The 20,294-nt window shown below is 72.9% G+C and carries 21 protein-coding genes and 1 pseudogene; 10 read left to right on the top strand and 12 right to left on the bottom strand.

Going from position 1 to position 20,294, the window contains the following annotated elements; all coding sequences use genetic code 11:
* Positions 1-110: 110 nt before the first annotated feature.
* Positions 111-704, top strand: a pseudogene (locus AB0D01_RS05375) (TetR/AcrR family transcriptional regulator); the annotation flags it as partial.
* A gap of 121 nt (positions 705-825) precedes the next feature.
* On the opposite strand, the gene AB0D01_RS05370 reads toward AB0D01_RS05375, so the two are convergent.
* From AB0D01_RS05370 to AB0D01_RS05340, 7 genes are all read right to left on the bottom strand, one after another.
* Complete coding sequence (locus AB0D01_RS05370) at positions 826-2,097, bottom strand: ATP-grasp domain-containing protein (RefSeq protein ID WP_363053678.1); 1,272 nt, start codon at positions 2,095-2,097, stop codon at positions 826-828.
* A complete protein-coding gene (locus AB0D01_RS05365; RefSeq protein ID WP_363053677.1) occupies positions 2,090-3,361 on the bottom strand; it encodes an MFS transporter in 1,272 nt (423 codons plus the stop codon). The genes AB0D01_RS05370 and AB0D01_RS05365 overlap by 8 nt, the downstream gene beginning before the upstream one ends.
* On the bottom strand, positions 3,351-3,920 hold the full coding sequence (locus tag AB0D01_RS05360) for an alpha/beta hydrolase (protein ID WP_363053676.1): 570 nt from the start codon (positions 3,918-3,920) through the stop codon (positions 3,351-3,353). The genes AB0D01_RS05365 and AB0D01_RS05360 overlap by 11 nt, the downstream gene beginning before the upstream one ends.
* Positions 3,921-3,923: 3 nt before the next feature.
* Positions 3,924-4,811 (bottom strand): arylamine N-acetyltransferase, encoded by an 888-nt coding sequence (locus tag AB0D01_RS05355; RefSeq protein WP_363053674.1) that lies wholly within the window; start codon positions 4,809-4,811, stop codon positions 3,924-3,926.
* Between the two features lie 50 nt (positions 4,812-4,861).
* Complete coding sequence (locus tag AB0D01_RS05350; protein ID WP_363053673.1) at positions 4,862-5,794, bottom strand: iron-sulfur cluster-binding domain-containing protein; 933 nt, start codon at positions 5,792-5,794, stop codon at positions 4,862-4,864.
* Complete coding sequence (locus tag AB0D01_RS05345; protein WP_363053672.1) at positions 5,791-6,792, bottom strand: diiron oxygenase; 1,002 nt, start codon at positions 6,790-6,792, stop codon at positions 5,791-5,793. The genes AB0D01_RS05350 and AB0D01_RS05345 overlap by 4 nt, the downstream gene beginning before the upstream one ends.
* A gap of 433 nt (positions 6,793-7,225) precedes the next feature.
* The gene (locus AB0D01_RS05340; RefSeq protein WP_363053671.1) at positions 7,226-7,831 is read right to left on the bottom strand and encodes a hypothetical protein; all 606 of its coding nucleotides are present in this window, start codon (positions 7,829-7,831) and stop codon (positions 7,226-7,228) included.
* Between the two features lie 491 nt (positions 7,832-8,322).
* Here AB0D01_RS05340 and AB0D01_RS05335 point away from each other — a divergent pair, with 491 nt between their 5' ends.
* The 3 genes from AB0D01_RS05335 to AB0D01_RS05325 all read left to right on the top strand — a co-directional run bounded on the left by AB0D01_RS05335 (position 8,323) and on the right by AB0D01_RS05325 (position 11,593).
* Entirely contained in the window at positions 8,323-9,705 is a 1,383-nt protein-coding gene (locus tag AB0D01_RS05335; protein ID WP_363053670.1) for a beta-ketoacyl-[acyl-carrier-protein] synthase family protein, read from the top strand.
* On the top strand, positions 9,702-10,106 hold the full coding sequence (locus AB0D01_RS05330) for a MazG nucleotide pyrophosphohydrolase domain-containing protein (protein WP_363053669.1): 405 nt from the start codon (positions 9,702-9,704) through the stop codon (positions 10,104-10,106). The genes AB0D01_RS05335 and AB0D01_RS05330 overlap by 4 nt, the downstream gene beginning before the upstream one ends.
* Positions 10,107-10,204: 98 nt before the next feature.
* Positions 10,205-11,593, top strand: coding sequence for a hypothetical protein (locus tag AB0D01_RS05325; RefSeq protein ID WP_363053668.1), 1,389 nt, complete (start codon positions 10,205-10,207; stop codon positions 11,591-11,593).
* Here AB0D01_RS05325 and AB0D01_RS05320 read toward each other — a convergent pair.
* Together AB0D01_RS05320 and AB0D01_RS05315 are read right to left on the bottom strand one after the other, a co-directional pair.
* On the bottom strand, positions 11,575-12,423 hold the full coding sequence (locus AB0D01_RS05320; RefSeq protein WP_363053667.1) for a YhjD/YihY/BrkB family envelope integrity protein: 849 nt from the start codon (positions 12,421-12,423) through the stop codon (positions 11,575-11,577). The genes AB0D01_RS05325 and AB0D01_RS05320 overlap by 19 nt on opposite strands.
* A gap of 111 nt (positions 12,424-12,534) precedes the next feature.
* Positions 12,535-13,569: an aldo/keto reductase gene (locus AB0D01_RS05315; RefSeq protein ID WP_363053744.1), complete on the bottom strand. Its 1,035-nt coding sequence runs from the start codon at positions 13,567-13,569 to the stop codon at positions 12,535-12,537.
* Between the two features lie 124 nt (positions 13,570-13,693).
* Between AB0D01_RS05315 and AB0D01_RS05310 the strand changes: the two genes are divergently transcribed.
* The gene (locus tag AB0D01_RS05310) at positions 13,694-14,338 is read left to right on the top strand and encodes a TetR/AcrR family transcriptional regulator (RefSeq protein ID WP_363053666.1); all 645 of its coding nucleotides are present in this window, start codon (positions 13,694-13,696) and stop codon (positions 14,336-14,338) included.
* Between the two features lie 21 nt (positions 14,339-14,359).
* Here AB0D01_RS05310 and AB0D01_RS05305 read toward each other — a convergent pair whose 3' ends face one another.
* A complete protein-coding gene (locus AB0D01_RS05305) occupies positions 14,360-14,752 on the bottom strand; it encodes a TOBE domain-containing protein (protein ID WP_363053665.1) in 393 nt (130 codons plus the stop codon).
* Positions 14,753-14,762: 10 nt separating this feature from the next.
* Positions 14,763-15,194 carry an ATP-binding protein gene (locus tag AB0D01_RS05300; protein WP_363053664.1) on the bottom strand — a complete coding sequence of 144 codons (432 nt, stop codon included), beginning with the start codon at positions 15,192-15,194 and terminating at the stop codon, positions 14,763-14,765.
* Positions 15,195-15,604: 410 nt separating this feature from the next.
* Here AB0D01_RS05300 and AB0D01_RS05295 point away from each other — a divergent pair, with 410 nt between their 5' ends.
* Both AB0D01_RS05295 and pucL read left to right on the top strand, forming a co-directional pair.
* Positions 15,605-16,966, top strand: coding sequence for an aspartate aminotransferase family protein (locus AB0D01_RS05295; RefSeq protein WP_363053663.1), 1,362 nt, complete (start codon positions 15,605-15,607; stop codon positions 16,964-16,966).
* Positions 16,967-17,239: 273 nt separating this feature from the next.
* A complete protein-coding gene (gene pucL / locus AB0D01_RS05290) occupies positions 17,240-18,157 on the top strand; it encodes a factor-independent urate hydroxylase (protein WP_363053662.1) in 918 nt (305 codons plus the stop codon).
* Positions 18,158-18,174: 17 nt separating this feature from the next.
* Here the strand turns inward: pucL and AB0D01_RS05285 are convergent, their stop codons facing one another.
* Entirely contained in the window at positions 18,175-18,696 is a 522-nt protein-coding gene (locus AB0D01_RS05285) for a histidine phosphatase family protein (RefSeq protein ID WP_363053661.1), read from the bottom strand.
* A 243-nt stretch (positions 18,697-18,939) separates the two neighbouring features.
* Between AB0D01_RS05285 and AB0D01_RS05280 the strand changes: the two genes are divergently transcribed.
* The 3 genes from AB0D01_RS05280 to AB0D01_RS05270 are packed head-to-tail and all read left to right on the top strand — an operon-like array spanning position 18,940 to position 20,239.
* Positions 18,940-19,155, top strand: coding sequence for a CbtB domain-containing protein (locus AB0D01_RS05280; protein WP_363053660.1), 216 nt, complete (start codon positions 18,940-18,942; stop codon positions 19,153-19,155).
* Positions 19,156-19,194: 39 nt separating this feature from the next.
* On the top strand, positions 19,195-19,950 hold the full coding sequence (locus tag AB0D01_RS05275) for a CbtA family protein (protein WP_363053659.1): 756 nt from the start codon (positions 19,195-19,197) through the stop codon (positions 19,948-19,950).
* A 43-nt stretch (positions 19,951-19,993) separates the two neighbouring features.
* Positions 19,994-20,239: a hypothetical protein gene (locus tag AB0D01_RS05270; RefSeq protein ID WP_363053658.1), complete on the top strand. Its 246-nt coding sequence runs from the start codon at positions 19,994-19,996 to the stop codon at positions 20,237-20,239.
* Positions 20,240-20,294 lie beyond the last annotated feature (55 nt).

Raw genomic sequence — 20,294 nt, 5'->3', positions numbered from 1 at the left:
ACCTCCTGGTGGATCCGTTCTTCGTGGTACGACTGTATCATCATCTTGGTACGGCGGTACTATGAAAAATGGGAACCCACCGAGGCCGACGAACAGGAGGGCCGCACACCATGCCGAAGCGCGTGGACCACGAGGAACGGCGGGCGCAGATCGCCGAGGCGCTCGTCCGGGTCGCCGGACGGCGCGGACTGCACGCCGTCGGCATGCGCGACGTCGCGGCCGAGGCCGGGGTGTCCCTGCGGCTCGTCCAGTACTACTTCGAGACCAAGGAGAAGCTGCTCCTCTACGGGCTCCAGCACCTGACCGACCGCTTCACCGCCCGCGTCGGCGCCCGCCTCGCCGCCGCCGGGCCCGCCCCGGGCCCGCGTGAGACCGCCGAGGCCCTGCTGCTGGCCTCGCTGCCCACCGACGAGGAGAGCCGCACCTTCCACCTCCTCTACAGCGCCTACGCGATCCTGTCCGTGACGGACGAGTCCCTCGCCGACCGGTCGTTCATCGCCAACCCCGACGCCGCCGAGGACGCCCTGGCCGGGCTGATCGCCCGGGCGCAGGCGGACGGCGCCGCCGATCCCGGAGCGGACGCCCGGATCGAGGCGATCGGGCTGCTCGCGATCGCCGCGACGATGGGCACCGCCATCCTCGTCGGCCAGCGCGGACCCGAATCGGCGGTCGAGGTGCTGCGCCACCACCTGGACCGGATCTTCACCGTCCCCGCCCCGACCCCGGCCCCGGTGGACGGCGACGCGCACCGGTCCGCCCGACACGACGGAGCGGCCCCGGATCGCATGGATCCGGGGCCGCCGCCCACCACCGCGCCCGAGGCCGTCAGTCCTCCGGCCGCACCTCGATGAGGCCGCCGCTGCGGTCCAGCGCGAGGACGTACTCGGTGTCCCGCGCGAGCACGTCCGGGTCCTCGTGGGCGAGGACGACCCGCCCGTAGGAGGTGATCAGGTCGACCGTCTTCTCGATCCGGTCGCCCGGCACCTGCGCGCAGGTGTCGAACAGGAAGCTGTCGAGGCCCCCGCACCGCTCCGCGATCCGGTTCGCGGTGAGCACGCCCGCCGTCGGCGCGAACAGGAAGCACTCCACCACCCCGCGGCGCAGGGTCGGCCGCACCCGGGTCCGCTCCAGGAACTCCGCCGGCGCCACGCGCGAGGCCAGCGTCAGGTCGATCAGCGAGTGCGAGGACGAGGCCTCGACCAGCTTCGGGCCCAGCCCGCCGTGCATCCGCGCGCCCGTCTCGATGAGCACCGGGCCGTCCGCGGTGAGGATCAGCTCGCTGTGGGCCGGACCGTTGTCGATGCCCAGCGCCGCGAGGGCCCGCTCCACGTAGGCCACGACCTCCGGGTGCTCGCCGACGTCCACCGAGGCCATCGCGCGGTAGACCGGGTTCCCGTCGACCGTCTCCTTCTCGTACCGGAACATGTCGACGACGAACGCCTCGCCGTCCAGCGACACCGAGTCGACGACGAACTCCGGCCCCACCAGCCGTTCCTCGACCAGGATCTCGGTGATCGGCACCCCGGACAGGTCGCTGCGCGCGAACAGCAGCTCGCAGGCGGCGCGCACCTCGTCCAGGTCGGCGCAGAAGAACACCCCGTCGGTGGCGAAGGACTTCACCGGCTTCAGGACGTACCGGTCCAGGCCGCTCCCCGCGCACCAGGCCACGATCGACTCGGTGTCCGTGCCCAGGTGGTGCGGGATGTAGGGCACCCCGGCCTCCTTGAGCCGGGCCTGCATCAGGAACTTGTCCCGACGCGGCTCCGAAGGGCCGGAGTTGGGGCGCAGCCCCCAGTGTTCCGCGAGGGCGTCGTAGGCCTCGACGCCCGGCTCGGAACCGCAGATGAGGTGGCGCGGCCGGCCGCCGCACAGGGCCTCCACGGCCGCCGCGGTCGTCGCCACGTCCGTGAAGGGCACCTCCGCGGCGAAGTCGCCGGCCGGGTAGGAGGCGCGGAGCGCGGCGGGGAGCGTCCCGGGGGTCAGTACGGCGACGGCGTCCAGGCCGTGGAGCTCGGCGGCGCGGCGGGCGAGGACCGAGCCGCTGGAGTACGGGTCCACCACCACGAGCCGGCCGGTCGGGTTCGGGGTGTCAGGCATGTGCCGCCTCCTTCTTCAGCGTCGGCCCGTCCCCGTCGGCGGCCGCGTCCTCGGCCTTGCCCTCGGCCGCATCGGCCGGTCGGCCGGGCTCGGAGCCGCGTACGAACGTCATGGCGAGCGAGCCGACCAGGGCACAGCCGGCGGAGAACCACAGGGCCGCCTGCCACCGGCCGTCGTCGAGCAGCCATCCGTAGAGGGCCGCCGCGCCGGCGCCGCCCAGGTAGAACGAGGACTGGCGCAGGCCGATGGAGACCATCTGGCGGGCCGGGGCGAAGCCCGACATGGCGACCGTGTCCAGCAGCGGCATCAGGCAGTAGTTGAACAGCAGGCGCAGCAGGTAGAGCACGACGAAGACGACGAGCGGCACGGTCAGGGACTGCACGAGCAGGCCGACGACCGCGAGCACGCCGAAGATCACCGCGCTGGGGCGCAGGGAGTAGCGCTTGACCAGCACGGGCGCGAAGATCGCGCCGAAGATGCTGACGATCTTGTCGGTGCCGAGGATGAGCGAGATGTCGCTCACGGAGATGTCGTAGACCTGCGCGAAGAGGACGTTGGCGAACCGGAAGAACAGCGCGATCGACGCGCCCAGGAAGCCGGCGGCGAGGAACAGCGCGACGAAGTTGCGGGTCTCCGGCGGTGCTTCGGGCGCCCGTTCCCCGGTCGCGGCGGCGGCCTGCGGGACCGCCTTGCCGGACGGGAAGCGCAGCACGAGCATCACGCACGCCGCGAGGAACGACAGCAGCAGGAAGAAGCGGTACTTCTCCAGGTCGCTCGTGTCCAGCCAACCGCTGACGACGGACACCAGCGCGGAGCCGATGACGCCGGCGCCCAGGTAGCTGATGAAGAACGCGCTGAACAGGCGCGTCCGGGCGGATTCGGGGACCTGCGCGCCCGCGATGGCGTTGCCCACCGACAGCAGGCCGAGCATGCCGGAGAGGATCAGGCTGAGCACGACGGAGGCCGAGGCGACGGAGGAGACGAACGGCAGCCCGGCGAAGGGCACGGTGTAGAGCACCGAGGCGCCGATGAGGAGCGCGCGCTGCGAGGCGTACCGGCGCAGGAACAGCAGCGGGACGACCGCGACGGCCATGGCGCCGGTGGCGATCGCGTAGATCACGCCCGCGTCGGCCTCCTGGATGCCGCGCTCGGCGAGGTAGAAGTTGAACACCACGTCGAAGATGGTGTTCGCGAGCCCCATGAAGAAGGAGGCGGCGAGATAGAAGTAGACGGGCCGGGGCACCGCCGAGAACCTACTGGGCAACGGGAACACGTTCCTGGGTCGGTACGGGAGCGGCTCCGGAGAGCCGCCCGATCAGCTCGGCCGCGTACGGCCACGGGCCGAAGCCGTCCCGCGTGGCGAAGTGGACCCCGCCCGGGATGACCTCGACCTCGCTCCCCCACCGCTTGCCGAGCGCCATGCCCCGCTGCAGCGACAGGAACGGGTCGTCGTCGGAGACGACGAGGTGCGTCGGCAGCGGCAGCGCGCTCGTCGGCAGGGGGGCCTGGGGGGCGATGGCGGGCATCACGTCGGGCGCGTCGACGTCGGCCGGGGCCACCAGAAGCGCGCCGACGACGCGGCGGTCGTAGCGGGTCGCGGCCCACTGCGCGATGGTCACCGATCCGCAGCTGTGCCCGATGAGGAAGACGTCCCCGTCGACGGCGCGCACGGCCTCGTCGAGTCGGGCGACCCAACGGCCGCGGTCGACGACCTCCCAGTCGTCCTGGACGACGCGGGTGAAGTCCGCGTAGGTGTTCTCCAGGTGCGTCTGCCAGTGGTCGGGGCCGGATCCGGTGTAGCCCGGGACGGTCAGGTAGTGCATGGGTCAGTGCCTTTCGGGCGCGGAGGCGTACGCGGGAACGGGCGCGGCGGGGGCGGGAGCCGCGGCGGGAACGGCGGCCGGTGCCGGTGCGAGCTCGTGCTCGGGCACGACGAGGCCGAAGTGTCGTTCGAGCAGCGCGCGCAGTTCCGCGCGGTCCGCGATGGGGGTGGTGGTGCTGACGCCGTCGTGGACGACCGTCAGGAACAGGTCGCGGACGCTGACCCGCCCGGTGGGGGTGGGGACGCTCGCCACCTTGTGCCGGTTCAGCAGGCTGTTGGGGGAGGCGACCGTGTAGAAGTGCGCCATCTCCAGGTCGATGTCCGCCGCCGGGGCGTCCACGAAGCGGTAGATCTCGCGCCACTCGGTCGCGCCCGTCGCGTGCTCGCGGATGGAGACCTCCCACACCGGGGCGCCGCCCTCGCCCGCGGGGGCCACCTTGGCGACCCGGGTGGACAGCGCCGGGTGCGCGAACCCCTCGCCGTCCACCAGCGGGAACGGGCCCCGGGGGCCCTGGGCGCCGTAGCCGATGTCGAACAGCCAGCGGGTTCCGTCGACGGTCACGACGAAGACCTGGTGGGTGGCCGGGCCGAGACCGTACGTCGGGTTGACGCAGGAGGCGAGGCGCACCTCGTGGTCGAATCCGCAGGCCTCGAACAGCCACCGCATCATCTGTCCGGTCTCGAAGCAGATGCCGCCCCGGCGGCCCCGCACGATCGCCTCGTGCAGGACCTCCTCGCCCAGGCCGCGCTCCGCGTTGCGGTGCATGCCGAAGTTCTCGAAGGGGACGGTGTACAGGTGGGCCTCGTGCAGCCGGCGCAGGCAGTCGAGGGTCGGCTCCAGGGGTGTGCTCAGGCCGAGTCGGCCGGCGTAGTCGTCGATGAGCTGGTTCACAGCGGTCTTCCTGGTGATGAGGCGGTGGGCACCGGGCGTTCGGGGGCGGGTCAGACGTTGAGGACGAGCCGCTCGCCGATCGACTTGCTCACGCACGGGATCATGTAGCGCGACTCGTCCTTCTCCTGGTCGGTCAGCACCTCGTCGCGGTGGTCGATGCGGCCGTCGTGGACCTGGACCTCGCAGGTCCCGCAGATGCCCTGCCGGCACGAGGAGGGCACGGGTACGCCGTTGCTCTGGAGCGCGTCCAACAGGGGCTGGTTCTGCCCGAACTCGAAGGTGACGCCGGTCTTGGCGCACTCCACCTCGACGGACGCGGGCACGTCGCCCGCCGACCCCGCCGAGGGGCCGTCGGTGGCCAGGCTCCGGGTGCCGGGGACGAGTTCCACGGCGGCGCGGACCTGCGCCACCATCGCGGGCGGCCCGCACACGCCGAGGGTGGCGCCGGTCGGGATGCCCGTGACGACGGCGGTCCAGTCGGGGCGGCCGTGCGCGGCCGTGTCGAAGACGACGACGGTGCCGTTCTGCGCGGCCGCCAGCGCGTGGAGCCGGTCGAGGAAGGGGAACTCGGCGGCGCCCCGGTCGACGTAGACCAGCCGCCAGTCGCGCACCCGGCCGCTCTCCAGCAGCGCGAGGATCGGGTTGACGCCCACGCCGGCGGCCAGGAAGTGGCTGAACGGGGCGGGGTTCTCGGCGGTGAACCGGCCGCCCGGCTCGCCGACGCGGACCCGGGCGCCGACGTGCAGCCGCGGCGACACGTGGTCGCGCTGTCCGCCGCGCTCGCGGGTGCGGACGGCCAGCTCGTAGCCGTCCTCGTCGGCGGCGACGACGGTGAAGGTCTTCACCCGGGGTCCGACGCGCAGCGTGACGTGCTGACCGGGTACGGCGGCCGGCAGGGGCGCGTCGCCGTCCTGGTGGGTGAGCCAGTACTGGGTGACGGTCGGCGTCAGGGCCCGTGCGGCCGAGACGATGGCGGGCCTCACGCGATCAACCCCGATTCCTGGAAGGCTTCGAGGGTGGCGCCGTGTTCCAGCGCCCCGGCCTCGATGAAGTACTGGAGGGTGGGCGCGGCGCCGCGGCGCACGTCGTCCACGGTCTTCTCGCGGGTGTAGACGTCCGTCATGACCTCTTCGACCTCGTGGCCGGCGAGCCCGGAGGCCCGCAGGCCCAGGGCGGCGCTCTCGTAGTCCGGCTCCAGGAAGGCGAAGATCAGCCGGGGGATGTACGGGCCGGCGAGCTCGCGTTCGCGGCGCGTCATCGCGGGCCACAGGTGGCGCAGCAGCGTCGAGAAGTAGGAGTGGTGCTTGGCCTCGTCGACGGCGTGGTCGGCGACCATCTCGCGGACCCCCTCGGGGAGCCTTTCGTCGCGCGGCAGTTCGTCGAGGATGGAGGAGATGAGCGTCTCGCTGACGATGGCGAAGAGCATCTCGTCCAGGCCGCGGATCTCGCTCGGGAGTTCCTCGTGGATCCGGGCCAGTTCGGCGGTGAACGTCGGCGTGTCCGGCAGCGCCGGTGCGATGCCGGTGCGGGTGCGGACGTCGCGCAGGATCTCGTAGGTGAACTGCGCGTGCCAGGCCTCGTCGGTGACGATCTTGAAGGCGTCCATGCGCATCGGTTCGGGCAGGTCCAGCCCGGACATGCCGCGGCTGATGTGCCCGGTGACCGGGATGACGGCGCTCTGCTCCAGGTCGATCGTGAACTTGAGGTATTCGTAGAGGCGGTGGACGAGCAGCGTCTCGCGGACCTGCGGCCGTGCCGCCCGGAGGATCGGGTGGGCGAGGGCGGGTACGAGTTCGGGGCTGAAGAACAGTTCGCCGTCGCCGTCGAGCACCCGGACGGGGCTGTTGCGGACGGTGGCGACGCGTTCCCAGGTACGGAAGCGGCTGCGGTAGTCGGCTTCGACGAAAGCCTGGTCGAGGCGATTGCGTTGCCGGCGGGCGAGCACGGTCCGGTTGGCCGTGCTCGCGAATTGCAGTGCCATGCTCTAAGACCTTCATGTGACTGCTCAGGCCGTGGTGCGACCTGTAGGTGGACGTCAATGGCAGCGCGGTGCGCGCGCGATCTCAGGAATCGGTCAGGATCTCCGACGGGAAAATGCCCGTACGCGCCCGCGAGGCAACTCGCGTACGCCGGGACGGAGTCGACCGGATATCGGTCGACCTGTGTGAACGATGCGCCGGAAGGCTTTCGGTGGAAAACGCTTTCGGTGGCACGAGGATGGTCGGCGGCTCAAGCGTTCGTCAAGCGGCAGAAGTTTGCCGCTGTACCGACTTGTCCGTTTCCTCAGCATTGGGAATCGGACAAGGAGAACAAACGAAAGGCGACCGGCAAATGTTTGCCGGTCGCCCGTCGGAAGAATGCGGAAGCGGCAGAACTTTGCCGGTCCGCGGCGCGGTTCCGCGTGTACTGTGACGTTATTGCGAGTGGGGAAGGACGGACCCCGACGCGGCGGGGGGCCGCGCGGGGGACGTCGGCACGGGAGGCGTCTGCGGGAGCAGCATCACGCAGCGCAGTCCGTGCTGATAGGCGGGGAGCAGCACCTGGGAGTTGACGGTGATCGGCTCCGGCGAGACGTGCGGCAGGCTCAGCCGGTACCGGTGCCCGTGGCGGAAGGCGATGACCTTCGGCCCCCGCGCCCAGATCCGGGCGCACTCGGGATCCCGCAGGACCTGGTCGAGGAGCTGGTCGAACGACTCCTTGTGCGTGCCCGTGGCCAGGGCGAACCGCACCATGGCGAGGTAGACCTCGGCGTGCCGGCCCCAGTCCAGCATCTGCTCGCGGGCGCTCGGATCGGTCAGCGCCCACCGCATCAGGTTCGCGCCGGGCTCCAGGACCCAGGGGAACCAGGTGGACATGAGGGTGTTGTAGCCGACGATGTTCCAGCAGGCGTCGGTGAGATAGGCGGGGAATTGCGTCTGGGCCGTCACCACCTGCAACAGCGCGAGCTGGTTCTCGGCCGCGCCCTCCTCGTCCGTGAGGGCGAGTCCCGCCCCGTCGAGCGCGCGACTGTAGAGGACCATGCGCTCGTCGGGCCCCAGAACCAATGCCTCGGAAAGCCGACCCAATATGTCACTGGACAGCGAAATGGAATCACCGGATTCCAGACTCCGGTACCACCGTTCGCTCACGCCCATGATTTCGGCGACTTCCTTTTGCGGAATCGCACGGTCCCGGCGCAGTTTACGACCCGCGTCACTCCGCCAGACGCGCAGGAGCTGAGGCAGCTCCATCATCTGGGGAGCGGGCTCGGAATCGGGAGCCCGTCTGTGAACGCCAGTTGTCCCCATCGTTAAAATTCCCCCCGCGATGGTGCTCACCCGTTCAGGGCGTGATCTGGTGTCGAAGTGTACCGCGCACCCCTGTCGCGACCGCCGGCTCGAAGCCCCATTGCGGGGTATCGGGTGACACGCGTCTCAAGACCTTGCGCGGGCGTCCACGACGTGACTTTCATGCAGGCAACTGTCGAGCACGGATCGACAGTTGAAAGCATGGAACAGGAAAGCAGAACCACATGCACCAGCCGCCCACCACCCCCGGCCGGCACGTAGAAGTGACCCACGCGACACCTCGCAGGGTCGTCATCACCGGCCTGGGGGCGATCACCCCGCTCGGCGTCGGTGTCCCCTCCCTGTGGCGAGGGCTCCTGGAGGGACGCAGCGGCGTACGCGCCCTGCCGGACGAGGAGTTCTCCGACCAGACGGTGCGCATCGCCGCGACCGTCCCCGTCGACCCCGCCGACCTGCTGCCCCGCGTACGGGCCCGACGCATGGGCCGCGCCGCCCAGTTCGCGGTGGTCGCCGCCCGCGAGGCCTGGCGCGACGCCGGCTTCGAGGAGTCGGGGACCCTCGACAGCGGCCTCGATCCGAGCCGGGTCGGCGTGAGCGTCGGCACCATCATCGGCGGCGCCCCGGTCCTCGTCGAGGGCGACCGCAGGATGCGCGAGAAGGGCCCCGAGCGGGTATCGCCGCTCACCGCCGCCATGACGGTGCCCTCCCAGCCGGCCGCGCAGATCTCCCTCGAACTCGGGATCACCGGCGAGGCCCGGACCGTCATCAGCGCCTGCGCCTCGGGCACGGAGGCCATCGGAGCGGCCATCGACCGCATCCGCCACGGCCACGTCGACGTCGTCCTCGCGGGCGGCACGGAGGCCGCCGTCACCCCCGCCGTGATGGCCGCCTTCACCGCCATGCGCGCCCTGTCGACCCGCAACGACGAACCCGACCGCGCCTCGCGCCCCTTCGCCAAGGACCGCGACGGCTTCGTCCACGGCGAGGGCGCCGGACTGGTCGTCCTGGAGTCCGAGGAACACGCCCGCGCGCGCGGGGCCCGCGTCTACTGCGAGGCCGCCGGCTGGGGGCTGTCCGCCGACGCCCACCACCTCGTCGCACCCGACCCCTCCGGCGCGGGGATCCTCCTCGCCCTGCGCCGCGCGCTCGCCGACGCGGGCTCCGTCCCGGCCGACGTCGTCCACGTCAACGCGCACGCCACCGCCACCGTCGAGGGGGACCTGGCCGAGGCCACGGCGCTGCGCCGCTTCCTGGACGAACGCGCGGCCGGATCCCCGGACTCCGAGGGGGTGCCGGTCACGGCCGTCAAGGGCAACATCGGGCACCTCCAGGGCGGCGCCGGCGGCGTCGAGGGGGTGGTGGCCGCGCTCACCCTGCACCACGGCCTCGTACCGCCCACCCTCGGCTGCGACGACCGCGACGACGCCTGCGACCTGGACGTGGTGACGTTCGGCCCGCGCGGCCTGCCGACCGGCGGCGACGTCGTCCTCAGCAACTCCTTCGGCTTCGGCGGCCACAACGCGGTGCTCGCACTGCGCCGCGCCGGCGCCGACCACGCCTCCCCCATCTCCGCCACCTCCCCCACGATCGAAGGCAGGGCCGCATGACCACCTCACCCACCCCCCAGGAACTGGTCCGCGCGTTCCACGAGGCCTTCGGGCTGGACCTCGCGACCCGACCGACCTCCGTCGCGCCCGCGTTGGCCGCGCACCGTCAGGTACTGCTCCAGGAGGAGGTGACCGAACTGGCCGAGGCCACCGAGTCCGGGCGGCTCGTCGACATCGCCCACGAGCTGGCCGACGTGGTCTACACCGCCTACGGGACCGCCGCCGTCCACGGCATCGACCTCGACGCGGTGCTCGCGGAGGTCCACCGCGCCAACATGTCCAAGCTGGGCCCGGACGGCCGCCCCGCCCGCCGCGAGGACGGCAAGGTCCTCAAGGGCGAGTCCTACGAGCCCCCGCGCGTGGCCGACGTCCTGCGCGCGCAGGGGCACGAGCCGCGGTAGGAGCCCCCGGGCCGGGAGCGGGCCGAACGCGCCCGCCCCCGGCCCGGACGGGGTAACCGGGCGCGCGGCGGCGCGCGGCCGGGGATCCAATGGACGGCATGAGCGTGCCGTCCGAGAACGTGCCGTCGAACCCGCCGTCGGGCCCGCCGCCGAACCCGTCGTCGGGCCCGTCGTCGAACCCGCCGCCCGGGAACGGGCCGCCCTCCGACGGTCGGCGGGGCGGGCGGGGCGGGCGGGCCGCCCGCGCCGGGCTGTCCGCCGTACTGATCGCGCTCACCTGCCTGCTGGTGCCGGTGTCACTGCTGACGGTGTGGGTCCACGACATCGTGTTGGACGACCGCCGCTACGTGCAGACCGTCACCCCGCTCGCCACCGACCCGGCGATCCGGGCCGCGGCCGTCGGGCGGATCACCCAGGCCGCCGACGTACGCGTGGACGGGCCCCGGATCACCGCCGACCTCGCGGCCTGGTTGCAGGACCGCGGGCTGCCGCCGGCGGTCGGCACCGCGGTCCGGGCGCTCGGCCCGCAGCTCGACGAGGCCACCGACCGGGCCGTCACGAAGGCGGCGACCCGCTTCGTCGAGGGCGACCGCTTCGAGCGGCTGTGGGTCGGGGCCAACCGCCTCGCGCACGCCTCCGTCGTACGGGCGCTCACCGGCCACGGGCGCGGGCCCGTCGAGGTCGACGGGGGCACGGTGACCCTGGACCTCGGCGCCGCCGTGGACGAGGTCAAGCAGGACCTGGTGAAGGCCGGGCTGGCCCCGGCAGAGAAGATCCCCGAGGTGGACAAGCGGCTCGTGCTCTTCCACTCCGACCAACTGGGGAAGATCCGCGGGGCCGTGCACCTCCTGGACGTCGTCGGCAACTGGCTGCCCGTCCTCACCGTCCTGCTGGGCGCGGCCGGGGTGCTGCTCGCCCGGCGCCGGCGCCGGGCCCTGGTCACCACCGCGCTGTGCGCGGCGGCCGCCTGCCTCCTGGTGTCCGTCGCGCTGGTCGTCGTACGCCACGTCTACCTCGACCGGCTGCCCGAGCAGGTGCAGTCGCCGGCGGCCGCGGCGGCCGTCTTCGACACCCTGGTGCGCTTCCTGCGCACCGCCCTGCGCACGGCGATCGTCCTGGGCGTGGTCGTCGCGCTCGGCGCCTGGCTCACCGGGCCCGGCCGGCTGCCGGGCGCCGTGCGGCGCGGCTCCGAGCGCACCGCGGACTCCGCGGCCCGCTGGGGCCTGGCCCACGGGGTGGAGTCGGGCGGCGCGGGCCGGTGGGTGGAGGCCAACCGGCGGTGGCTGACGACCGCCGCGGTGCTCGTCGTCGCCCTGGTCTTCGCCCTGTGGAACCACCCGACGGTGCTCACCGTGCTGTTGCTGGTGCTGGTGCTCCTCGCGGTGCTCGCCGTCCTCGCCCTGCTGGCCGCGGGCGGCCGGGCGGGACCGGCGGGACCGGCGGGACCGGCGGGGCGGACGGGAACGGGTCAGCGGGACTCCTCCTGAGGCGTGCCGAGCAGCCGGGCCGGCCAGGGTTCGCGGGCGATGACCTGGCCCAGGGCGATGGCGACGGTGACGATGGTGAACAGCACGATCAGCCACGACAGCAGGACGAAGACCGCGCCGAGTCCGCCGAACTCCCCCAGGCTGCGGTTGACCGCGGCCGGCATGTAGATCCGCGACCCCAGCGACAGCGCCTGCTGTCCCACCCCGGCCAGCAGCGCGCCGGGCAGCAGCGGCAGCCACGGCACCCGGCCCCCGAGCAGCAGGTGCTGCGTCCACCACCACAGCAGGGTGGCGGCGAGGGTCGCGAGGAGCAACCCGGCGATCCGCCCCGTCCCGAAGGCGTTCAGCACGGGGCCCTGGAAGAGCAGCGCCGTCAGCCACACGACGATCCACGCGACCCACCGCCAGGCGGCGAGCGCGGCCTTGGCCTTGGGCAGGTGCCAGGCCCGTTCGCAGGTGCTCTGGAGGGCGCGGCTGCACGCGGTCGCCGACAGCAGGGTCACGACGATGCCCACCCCGCCGGTGCTCGCCTTGGCCACCTCGTCGGTGGCGGCGTAGACGGCCGTCACCTGGTCCAGCACCGCGTCCTGGAGGCCGACGGCGCTGCGCAGCGATTCGACGAGGTCCTCCTTGAGCCAGTCGGGGGCCAGGGCGGCGATCACGAACAGCGCGGGCACCCCGCCGAGGAAGGCCTGGGCGGCGAGCCGGGTCGCGCAGTCGAGGATCCGTACGCTGCGGAACTGGTCCAGCACCCGGCTCAGCAGCGGGGTGTGCCGGCGCATCCATCCGGGCAGCGGCAGCCGGCGCGCCCCGTTGTCCTGTTCGCTCACGTGACGGCTCCTCGGGGACGCGCTCGCGGGCGGTCCCGGCCGCCCTTCTGCGCCCACCATGACGGACGATGGGCGCGCGGCGCGGGGGGCGCGCGCCCGTCCGCCCCCGGATCAGACGAGCGGGGGGTTCAGGCGGGCGAAGCCCTCCTGGCGCTCGTAGGGGAAGTGGGGGTACGGGGCCGGGCGCCGGCTCACCGCGTCGAGGCGGGCCACCTGGTCGGGCGTCAGGCTCCAGCCGACGGCCCCGATGTTCTGGCGCAGTTGTTCCTCGTTGCGGGCGCCGACGATGACGGAGGCCACGGTGGGGCGGCGCAGCAGCCAGTTGATGGCGACCTGCGGGATCGTGCGGCCGGTCTCCTCGGCCACCGCGTCGAGGACGTCGACCACGTCGTAGAGCAGTTCGTCGTCCACGGGCGGGCCGTAGTCGGCGGTCGCGTGGAGCCGGCTGCCGGCGGGCAGGGGCAGGCCGCGGCGCAGTCGGCCGGTGAGCCGGCCCCAGCCGAGCGGGCTCCACACGAGGGCGCCGACGCCCTGGTCGTGGCCGAGGGGCATCAGGTCCCACTCGTAGTCGCGGCCGACGAGGGAGTAGTGGACCTGGTGGGCGACGTAGCGGGGCAGGCCGTGTCGTTCGGCGGCGGACAGGGACTTCATGAGCTGCCAGCCGGCGAAGTTGGAGACGCCGACGTAGCGGATCTTGCCGTCGCGCACGAGCCGGTCGAGGGTGGAGAGCACCTCCTCGACGGGGGTCGCGGCGTCGAAGGCGTGGAGCTGGAAGAGGTCGATGTAGTCGGTGTCGAGGCGGCGCAGGGCGTCCTCGGTGGCCTTGATCAGGCGGGAGCGGGAGGTGCCCGCGTCCAGGGGGCCGTCGCCGGTGGGCAGTCCGGCCTTGGTGGAGATCAGGACCCGGTCGCGGCGGCCCTTGAGCGCCTGCCCGAGCACCTCCTCCGAGGCGCCGGCGGAGTAGACGTCGGCGGTGTCGAAGAGGTTGATGCCGGCTTCGAGGCAGATGTCGACGAGGCGGCGGGCCTCCTCGGTGTCGGTGGTGCCCCAGGCCCCGAAGAGGGGGCCGCTGCCGCCGAAGGTGGCGGCTCCGAAGCTGAGCGCGGGGACCTTGAGTCCGGACGATCCGAGCTGCCTGTACTCCATGGCTTCCGTGGCTTCCATGACGGTTCCCTTCGGCTTCGACGGATGGACGATAACGGGACCGCAGACCCGTTAAGGTGATCCCAAGGTAACAGCCGCGCGCCATTAATGGAACTGGAGACCCGTTATGAAGTTGTCGGACGATCCCGCCGAACCCGAAACCGAGCCCGAGCCCGAGCCCGAGCCCGGGACGCTGCGCCCCGGCGGGCGGACGGCGCGCGTACGGGCGGCCGTCCTGGAGGCGGCCGGGGACACCCTCGCCGAGCAGGGCTTCCACGGGCTGGACCTCGCCGAGGTGGCCCGCCGCGCGCAGGTCGGCAAGACCACCGTCTACCGGCGCTGGGGCACGGTGGCCGCACTCGTCGCCGACCTGCTGACGGACATGGCCGAACAGTCGCTGCCGCGCACCGACACGGGCTCGCTGCTGGAGGACCTGACGGCCAACGCCGAACTCGTCCGCCGGACCCTGTCCGACCCGCGCCAGGGCGCCCTGTTCAAGGCCGTGATCGCCGCCGCCACGGGCGACGCCCGCACGGCCGAGGCCCTCCACCGCTTCTACGAGGTCCGGGTCGCGGAATGGGCGCCCTGCGCGGCGTCGGCCGTGGAGCGGGGGGAACTCCCGGCGGGCACCGACCCCGCCGAGGTCGTCCGCGCCGTGTCGGCGCCGCTGTACTACCGGTTCCTGACCAGCGCGCTGCCCCTGGACGAGGCCGCGGCGCGGCGCGCGGCGCGGTCCGCCTACGAGGCGGCCCGCGCGGGGGCCTTCACCTGAGGTGCCGGGGGGCCGCGCGCCTCAGACGCGGTCCACGAAGACGCTGGTGGACTTCACCCGGGCGGTGGCCCGCATGCCCACCACCAGGCCCAGTTCCTCCACCGCCTCCCGGGTCAGCAGCGACACCACGCGGTGCGGGCCGGCCTGGATCTCCACCTGGGCCCCGACGCTGCCCAGCTTGATGCCGGTCACGATGCCCGGGAAGGCGTTGCGCGCCGAGGTGTACGGGGCGTCGGCGTCCTCCCCGCCCTCCTGGGCGACCTCGACGCAGAACGCCGCCAGGTCCGTGCCCTCGACGATCCGACGGGTCCCCTCGCGCCGCGTCGGGAAGCGCCCGGCGTCCGCCCACCGCCGGGCGGTGTCGCTGCTGACGCCGAGGAGCCGGGCTGCCTGACCGATCGTGTACGTCTCCATGCGGCGCAGCCTATGCGGGATCGGGGCGCCGCGGACCGTCCGACCCCGGTGGCCGCACGGCCGCCCAGACGGTCTTTCCGGAGGGGTCCGCCGCCTCGACGCCCCAGCCGACGGTGAGCCGGTCCAGCAGGACCAGGCCGTGCCCGCCCGGGCGCCCCCGTTCGCCCGCGGGCCGCCGCCGGGGCGGTTCGGGGCCGTCGTCGCGGACCTCCAGGCGCAGCAGCCCGGGGGCGTGGCGCAGCACCAGCTCGCGCGGTCCGTCCGCGTGCAGGCAGGCGTTGGTGACCAGCTCCGATACGAGCAGCAGGACGTCCTCGGTCTCCTCCGCGTCCGACGGCCACCGCCAGTCGGCCAAGGCGCCCCGGGTGAAGTCGCGGCAGCGGGTGACGACCCCGGTCACGACGCCGCCGGCCAGGACCAGCCTCCGCGTCTGCTCGGCCACAGGCTCTCCCGTCTCCGCGCCGCCCGTCCCCTCGGCGGCGCACCTACCCCCGGCGGAGAAGGCCGAATCCGTACGTTCGGCCACGTGGCCGAGGCCGCGCCGCCTCCGGGGCGCGGGCCGGGGGCGTACCGGCAGCGGCCGGGCGGCGGCGAGCGACCGGGCGGCGTACCGGCGGCCGGGCGGCGGCGAGGGGCCGGGCGGCGGGGGGCCGGGGGGTCCCTCCGCGCCGCCGGGGGCCGCCCCGGACGTCCCGCCGTTCTCCCCCGTGGAGCGGCGGCAGGTCACGACGACGGTAGGCCGGACCCGCCGGGCCCGTCGAGGAGGCCCCTCCCGGTCCGTCAGGTCGGCGTTCGGTCGCGCCCCGCCGGAGGCACCCCGGGGTCCACATCCTGGACAACTACCCTCGGGACATGAACGCAGAAGCCGAGCACCTCGCCGCCGTGAAAGACGCCGTGAAAAGCGCCGACCGCCAACACGTCTTCCATTCCTGGTCGGCGCAGGAGCTCATCGACCCCCTGGCCGTGGCCGGCGCCGAGGGCTCGTACTTCTGGGACTACGACGGGAACCGCTTCCTCGACTTCTCCAGCGCGCTCGTCTACACCAACATCGGCTACCAGCACCCGAAGGTGGCCGCCGCCATCGCGGAGCAGGCGGCGAAGCTCTGCACCGTCGCGCCCGGCTTCGCCGTGGACGTCCGCTCCGAGGCCGCGCGCCTCATCGCGGAGCGCACCCCCGGCGACCTGGACAAGATCTTCTTCACGAACGCGGGCGCCGAGGCCGTGGAGAACGCCGTGCGCATGGCCCGGCTGCACACCGGCCGGCCCAAGGTGATGTCCGCGTACCGCTCGTACCACGGGGCCACGTCGACGGCGATCAACCTCACCGGTGACGCCCGTCGTTTCGGCAACGACAGCGCGACCGCGGGCGTCGTGCACTTCTGGGGCCCGTTCCTGTACCGCTCGCCGTTCCACGCGACGACCGAGGCCGAGGAGTGCGAGCGCGCGCTGCGCCACCTGGAGGACACGATCGTCTTCGAGGGCCCGCAGTCGATCGCCGCGATCATCCTGGAGACCGTCGGCGGCGCCCCCGGCGTGCTGGTGCCCCCGGCCGGCTACCTGGCGGGCGTCCGGGCGCTGTGCGACCGGTACGGCATCGTCTTCATCCTCGACGAGGTCATGGTGGGCTTCGGCCGCACCGGCACCTGGTTCGCCGCCGAGCACTGGGACGTCACCCCCGACCTGCTCTGCTTCGCCAAGGGCATCACCAGCGGCTACGTACCGCTCGGCGGCGTGGCGATCTCCGCCGCCATCGCCGAGACCTTCGCCCGCCGCCCCTACCCGGGCGGGCTCACCTACTCCGGGCACGTGCTGGCCTGCGCGGCGGCCGTCGCCACCGTCGAGACCATGGCCGAGGAGGGCATCGTCGAGCAGTCCGCGCGCACCGGCGCCGAACTGCTGGGCCCGGGGCTGCGGGCCATCGCCGAGCGCCACCCGTCCGTCGGCGAGGTGCGCGGTCTGGGCACCTTCTGGGCCCTGGAGCTCGTGCGCGACCCGGCGACGCGCGAGCCGCTGGTGCCGTACAACGCCGCCGGCGCGGAGGCCGCGCCGATGGCGGCCTTCGGCGCGGCCCTGAAGAAGGGCGGCCTGTGGCCGCTCCTCGCCGGCAACCGCATCCACGTCGCGCCGCCCTGCAACATCGCGGCCGACGACGTGGCCAAGGGGCTCGCGATCCTCGACGAGGCCCTGACCGTCGCGGACGCGCACATGACCTGACCTGCGGGGCTGTACGGACGCCCAATCCGTGGGTGCTGGTGTTCGGATGATCCGTGCGGTGGTTCACCCGCCGTACACATGGTGCAATCCGAGCAGTACTTCTTCAGTACCACTCAGCACCTACGGACCGGGATGCACGTCAGTCCCGGGGCGGCCCCACGGGGTCGAACGGCGGGGAGCGGCACGTCTTCGGTTGGGGCGGGCGCTGGACGCCGGGCGTACGGGATCCAGACGACCGGACTCCGTGTTCCCGAGTACCCGAAGGAAGACAGCATGAGCAAGCACGTCCTGGGCCAGAACCAGTACGGCAAGGCCGAGAACCGCATCGTGAAGGTGACCCGCAAGGGCAGCGACGGTTCCTGGAGCGAGATCCGCGACCTCAACGTGTCGGTGGCCCTGCGCGGCGAGTTCCGCGACGTCCACCTGACCGGTGACAACGCCAACTGCCTGCCGACCGACACCACCAAGAACACGGTGTACGCCTTCGGCAAGGAGCACGGCATCGCCTCCCCCGAGGCCTTCGGCATCCTCCTCGCCAAGCACTTCGTCTCCTCCCAGTCGCCGATCCGCGAGGCGCAGATCCGCATCGAGGAGTACGCCTGGGACCGGATCCCCGTCCCGACGCGCAAGGAGCAGCACTCCTTCGTCCGCAAGGGCCAGGAGGTGCGCACCGCGCAGATCACCTACAGCGAGACCACCGGTCTCCAGGTGATCTCGGGTCTGAAGGACCTGACGGTCATGAACTCGACCAACTCCGAGTTCCACGGCTACATCAAGGACCGGTACACGACCCTCCAGGAGGCGTACGACCGCATCCTGGCGACCAAGGTCACCTCCCGCTGGGCGCACTCGGCGCTGGCCGCCGACGACCCGGAGTTCGACTGGGACATGTCGTACAAGAAGGTCCGCAAGCACATGCTGGAGGCCTTCGCGGAGACGTACTCCTACTCCCTCCAGCAGACCCTCAACCAGATGGCCGAGCGGGTGCTCGACAACTGCCCGCGGGTCAACGAGGTCCGCCTCAACCTCCCCAACAAGCACCACTTCCTCGTCGACCTGGAGCCCTTCGGCCTCAAGAACGACAACGAGGTCTACTTCGCCGCGGACCGCATGTACGGCCTGATCGAGGGCACCGTCCACCGTGAGGGCGTGCAGCCGGTGATCGCGACCTCCGACTGGATCGTCGCCTGATCCTCGCGCACCACAGCTCAGTTCGGCCCGGACCGCGTCGCGGGGTCCGGGCCGTCCTGCTGTCCGGGCCCGCCGAGGAGGAGGTTCCAGCGGCCCGAGCGCCCGGTGAGGGTGGTCACGGTGGACGGTCGTACGTCGAGCCGCCAGAAGGTCTCGGCCGGCAGCGCCAGCGCGGCCACGACCACCGCCCGCACGACGATCGGCTCGACCTCGGCGTGGTGCCGGCCCGGCGCGAGACCCAGGAGGTGGGCGCCCGTACGGGTGATCAGCGCGGCCACCGACTCCCCGCCGCCCGGGGGCTCGTACGCCGGGTCCGTGAGCCAGCGCCGGATGCCCTCGGGGTCCTCGGCGGCGACCTCCTCCAGCTCCCGTCCCGCCCAGCGGCCGGTGGCGGGGCCGGCCAGACCCGGGTGTCCGGGGCAGGGTTCCCCGCGCCCGAAGCGGCCCCGACTGGCGTCGGGATCGAGCGGCGGCGTGGCCAGGAAGAGGCGTACGGAGCCCTGCGGGGCGGGCGCGGCGGGTGGCACGGAAGGCGGCATGACCAGGAGCGTAGAGCGTGCGCGGGGGGCGCGGGGCGGCGTCCGCACGCCGTGGTGTTCAAGCCACGCGCGCGGTACGGTCGCGGACGACATGACGAAGGGACGGCGGAAGTACCGGTGTGAATCCGGCACGGTCGCGCCACTGTGAGACCTCCCGCGGCACCCGGGGAGGGAAGTCAGACCCGCCCCCCTTCCTCGACAGCACCACTGACCGGGACGCGTGTTCCCCCTGGAGGTTCTGCCATGGCCCACTCCGCCGCGCCCAGCTCCGCCCCCGCCGCGATCACCCCCCTCTCCCTCTCCGCCCTGGCCCCGTGGGCGGCGTTCGCCGCCGTCGTCACCCTCGTGCTGCTGTACTTCGTCGGCATCGAACAGGGCGCCACCGCCGTCTTCCAGGGCGAGGGCGTCCACGAATGGCTGCACGACGGCCGCCACCTGCTCGGCTTCCCCTGCCACTGATCCCTGCCGCTCCAGCCCGATCACGCAAGGGACACCCACGTGAACCTCTCCCCCCGCGTCCTGCTGCTCCGGGGCATGCTCGCCGGCCTCCTGGCCGGTGTGGCCGCCTTCCTGGTCGCCTACCTCCTCGGCGAGTCGAAGGTGGACGCCGCCATCGCCATCGAGGAGGCCGGAGCCGCCGTCGCCGGCCACGACCACGGCGACGAACCCCCGGTCAGCCGCGCCCTCCAGGCCACCGCCGGCCTGGGCACCGGCGTCCTGCTCTACGGGGTCGCGCTCGGCGGCATCGCCGCGCTCGCCTTCTGCTTCGCCCTGGGCCGCGTCGGACGCTTCGGCCCCCGCGCCACGGCGGCCCTGGTGACCGGCGCCCTGTTCGTCACCGTGACCCTGGTGCCGTTCTTCAAGTACCCCGCCAACCCGCCCGCCGTCGGGGACCCGGAGACGGCCGCCCGCCGGACCGCCCTCTACCTCCTGATGATCGCGCTGGGCGCGCTGCTCGCCGCCGCGGCGCTGGTCCTCGGCCGTCGCCTCGCGCCGAGGCTCGGGGGCTGGAACGCCTCGGTCGTCGCCGCGCTCGCCTTCGTGGCCGCGGTCGGTCTCTCGTACGTCTTCCTGCCCGCCGTCGACGAGGTGCCCGCCGGCTTCCCGGCGGCGCTCCTCTGGCAGTTCCGACTCGCCTCGCTGGCCATCCAGGCCACGCTGTGGACGACTTTCGGCCTGGTCTTCGGATATCTAGCCGAACGCGCTATTGCCCCCGCCCTCACACCCAAGGAGGCTGTACAGCCGACGAGTTGAGCGTGTTACACCTGTTGCGGGTGTTGAGGGTGGGAGCCGGGACATGCAGTCCGCGATCTGGGCATGGCGGGGCTGGACCGGCGCCGCACCGTTCTGGCTGAACGCGCTCCTGCTGGTCCTGGCCCCCTTCACCGCCGTGACCCTGCTCGCGCAGATCGGCGTGGTCGGGGCCCTGGCCGCCCTCGGCGGACTGGTCCGCCACCTCTGGTTCGGCGACTACGGCCACCCCGCGATGCACCTCGCCGCCGCCCTCATGGGGGCGGCGGCGGTCGCGTTCGTCGTGGTCTGACCCCGACCCTCCGCCCGCCGCCCAGCCCGCCGCCCTCGCGTCCCTCGCCGCCCGT

Source organism: Streptomyces sp. NPDC048606 (assembly GCF_040650855.1).
Lineage (GTDB): Bacteria > Actinomycetota > Actinomycetes > Streptomycetales > Streptomycetaceae > Streptomyces.
This window is presented reverse-complemented; position numbering and strand designations above follow the sequence as displayed.